The following is a 3,983-nucleotide window of genomic DNA, read 5'->3' as shown; positions in this document are numbered from 1 at the left end:
CGCTCCAGCCTCTGGCCCGGAAGGGCTGGTCTGATGCCCTTTGAGCCTGATCGGTCAATCGACGAATCCGGCAGTAGTATCGCGACGAAGCTTTCCGGGCTCTGGAGTCTCAACCCGCGTGAAATCGATGTACTGCTGAGGCTTGAGGAGGAGCCCCAGACAGTCTGCGCTGGCGAAACCGTATTGAAGGAAGGCGGCCCCTCTCCCTCCTGTCTTATCGTTCGAAAGGGCTGGTTTGCATCGGAATCCTTCGGGCCCACTGGAGGGCGCGCCAGTCCTCAGCTTCACTTTCCCGGCGACATTATCGGCTTTCCTGACCTGTCCTATGACAACGCGCTCTACCAGGTTGTCGCAAAAACGAGCGGTGAGGTCTGCCGGCTCCCGCGCCACCGCTTTGGCGAGCTTCTGGCTAGTCAGGGCAGGCTGGCGGGCTTGTTACTCTGCGTGGCGATGATCGAGCAGATCCAGCACAATGACCGCGCGGCGCTCCATTTGCGCAATTACGCCACCGCCAGAATTGCCCTGTTTGCCCTGCAGACTCTTGATCGCCTGGCGCTGAATAGCCGCTACATCGAGGATCAGTTCCACTGTCCGCTGACGCAGCTGGACATAGGCGATCTTGTCGGCCTCTCGAATGTCCATGTCAGCCGGACCTTCAAGCAGCTGGAAGAGTTACGGGTGATCAAGCGGCACAAATCCTTCATCAAGCTCAGGGACCGGGACCGGCTCTCCAAGCTGGCAGGCTACGTCAATCGCTACGATCAGCTGGACTTTTCCTGGCTTCCGGAGAATTGACGGGAACGCGCCTGCGCCCCCATTGCCCTGCCCGAAATTATCGCAGGTTCATGGGTTATTGATTGTAGCCCGCCCGCTTTGCTCCTACCCTCGGGCCCAAGAGGATCATATGACCACTAAAAAAACGCGCGACTTCGCCATCGCCGGCATCGGAGCTTCGGCTGGCGGCGTCGAAGCGCTGGAGGCCTTTTTCAAGGGTCTCCCCGATGATCCCGGTATAGCGTTCATGGTTGTCACGCACCTTAACCCGGACCGCGAAAGCCATCTTCATGAAATTATCGCGCGCTACACCAAGCTGAAAGTGGTGGTGGCCAAACAGGGCGTTCGCGTACGCAAGAACTGTGTGTACGTGCTGCCCGCCGGCGCGGTTCTGGGCTTCAAGCATGGCGAGCTTCAGATTTCGGAACAGACCTCCGCGAAGCGAGAGCGCAAGCCGATCGACGTCTTTCTGAGCGCGCTCGCGCTGGAATGTGGCGAGCGATGCGCGGCGATCATCCTGTCCGGCGGAAATACGGATGGTACGCTGGGGCTCAAGGCCGTCAAGGAACGCGGCGGCCTTACCATGGCCCAGGTCGCTGATGGCGGTGGGCCGATGCACCCCGACATGCCGGAAAGCGCCATCAGTACCGGGCTGGTCGACCTCGCCATTCCGGCCTCCGAAATGGGCGAGAAACTGGTCGCGTTCGCCCGGAGCATGCACCTTCTCGATGCGCTGGAGACCGACGATGCGGAGACCGAAAAACAGGAAGAGCTGACCCTGCGCGCACGGATCTACGACATCATGAAGGCGCAGGTTGGTCATGATTTTTCAGGCTATAAGGTAAGGACCTTCCTTCGCCGGGTGCAGCGCCGCATCAACGTCACCCAGGTCGCCGACCTCGAGGCATATGTCACGCTGCTTCAGGAAGATGCGACCGAAGTGAACACACTCTTCCGGGACCTGCTCATCAATGTCACCAATTTCTTCCGGGACGCCGAACCCTTCGAGAAACTGAAGGAGACCGTCATTCCCGCGCTTTTCGAGGGTCGCCGGGAGAGCGCCAACATGGTCCGTGTCTGGGTGCCGGGCTGCGCGACAGGCGAAGAAGTCTACTCTATTGCCATCCTCATGGCCGAATTCCTGGCCGAGAGCGGTGCGAAAACGCAGATCCAGATTTTTGCCACCGACATTGATGATCACGCCCTCGGTGTCGCGCGTGCCGGGCGGTACCCTGCTGCCTTGCTGGAGGAAGTCTCGGCCGAAAGACTTGAGCGTTATTTCGTCAAGGATGCCGAATCCTACACAATCGCCAAGAAGATCCGCGACATGTGCATCTTCTCGCCCCACAGCATCATCAGGGACCCGCCTTTTTCGCGCATCGATCTCGTCTCCTGCCGCAACCTGCTCATCTATTTCGGACCGGAGGTCCAGGGACAGGTCATTCCGACATTCCACTATGCCTTGCGCCCTGGCGGTTATCTGTTCCTGGGAACATCGGAGAATATCAGCCAGTATTCGGACCTGTTTTCCCCCATCGACAAAAAAGCCCGCATCTTCAGGGCGAAGGAAGACCATCTTGGCCGCGCACGTATCCCTTTCCCGCTCGAAAATCTGGGCGAGACTTCCAGCCCGTCTCCGCCCCTCGCGCCGAACGCGGTGAAGGGGCTGTCGTTCAGGCAATCGGTCGAATCGGTGGTCGCCGATCAGTTTGCGCCCGCACATATCGTGGCCAATCGCGACGGCGATATCGTGTATTACTCGGGCAAGACGGGCAAATATCTCGAGGCCGCGCCGGGCGCGCCAACAAGACAATTCTTCAGCCTCGCGCGCAAAAGTCTGCGCCTCGAAGCGCGGGCTGTGTTCCGCGAAGCGGTGGAAACCGGCCGGCGCGCGGTGCGAGACGGGATACCGGTGGAGAATGATGAGGGGCGGATCCAGCACGTCTCGATCACCGTCTCGCCGCTGCCATCCGATACCGATGCAGAGCCCCTCTATATTGTCCTTTTTGCCGACCAGGGCCCCGTCTTGCGGCCTGACCAGATCAATACCTACAGGTCTGAGAATACCGGAGACGACCTGGTCGAAGAACTCGAACAGGATGCGCGTGAGACGCGCGAGCGGCTGCAATCGGTTATCGAAGAATACGAGACGTCGCTGGAAGAGCTGAAATCCTCCAATGAGGAACTGGTTTCGGTGAATGAGGAGCTCCAGTCTACGAATGAGGAACTGGAAGCCTCAAAGGAAGAGCTCCAGTCGCTGAACGAGGAACTCCAGACGGTCAATGGCGAACTGGCCGGCAAGGTCGATGAACTGGACGCGGCCAATAGCGATCTGGAAAATCTCTTCGACAATACCCAGACCGCCATGGTCTTCCTCAAGACCGATCTCACCATCCGCACCTTCACGCCGGCCATGGAAGCGGTGCTGAACATCCTGCCCGGCGACAGGGGGCGCCCACTCACCGATTTGTCTGGCAATTTCGATCTGCCATCCCTCAAATCCGACGTCAGGAACGCCACACAGGGCGAAATGGTGGAGCGACAGCTCGAGACCAGCGAGGGCCATCACTATCTTGTGCGCTTTGCGCCCTATCGCGATTCCAGCCGCCGGACCGAAGGCGCTGTCGTGACCTTCGTCGATGTCACGACCCTGGTGGAGGCCGAACAGCACCAGGCCATTCTCGTGTCGGAACTCAATCACCGGGTCAAGAACATGCTCGGCGTGGTCATTGCCCTGGCGCGCCGGACCGCGAAAACTTCAGACAGTGTAGAGGCCTTCACCGACACCTATCTGCCCCGTCTGACGGCCATGGCCGGTTCCTACGAACTGCTGTCGAAAGACCGGTGGAAGGACGCCCCGCTGCGGCAACTGGTCAAAAAGGAACTCGTCCCCTTTTCAGGCAAGCAGGTCCATGTCGAAGGCCCCGATATCCGGCTGCCGCCCAAAAAGGCGATGGCTTTCGGCATGATCCTGCACGAACTTGCGACGAATGCTTCCAAATATGGAGCCCTGTCACGCTCGGCCGGCCGCGTTGACGTGTCATGGAGCGAGAATGAGGGCCGCGTCGAGTTGACCTGGACGGAAAAGAACGGTCCGGCCTTGGGCAAGGAGATCAAACCAGGCTTCGGCACGAAGCTTATCGAGAACGAAACCAAAATCAGCCTCGACGGCAAGGTCAAATTCGATTTCACGAAAGACGGTCTTCATG

General features: G+C 59.3%; 2 protein-coding genes. Both read left to right on the top strand.

Annotated features, from left to right (window positions below; translation table 11 throughout):
- A partial coding sequence (locus WA989_RS07590; RefSeq protein ID WP_424339898.1) for a Crp/Fnr family transcriptional regulator occupies positions 1-795 on the top strand: 795 nt, incomplete at its 5' end.
- Positions 796-904: 109 nt separating this feature from the next.
- Positions 905-3,983, top strand: a 3,079-nt coding sequence (locus WA989_RS07585; RefSeq protein ID WP_424339897.1) for a CheR family methyltransferase, incomplete at its 3' end; no start/stop codon positions are given.

Source organism: Henriciella sp. (genome assembly GCF_049649345.1).
In the GTDB taxonomy this organism is placed as follows: Bacteria; Pseudomonadota; Alphaproteobacteria; order Caulobacterales; family Hyphomonadaceae; genus Henriciella.
The sequence above is the reverse complement of the archived record's forward strand: the minus strand, read 5'-3'. Positions and strand labels throughout refer to the sequence as shown.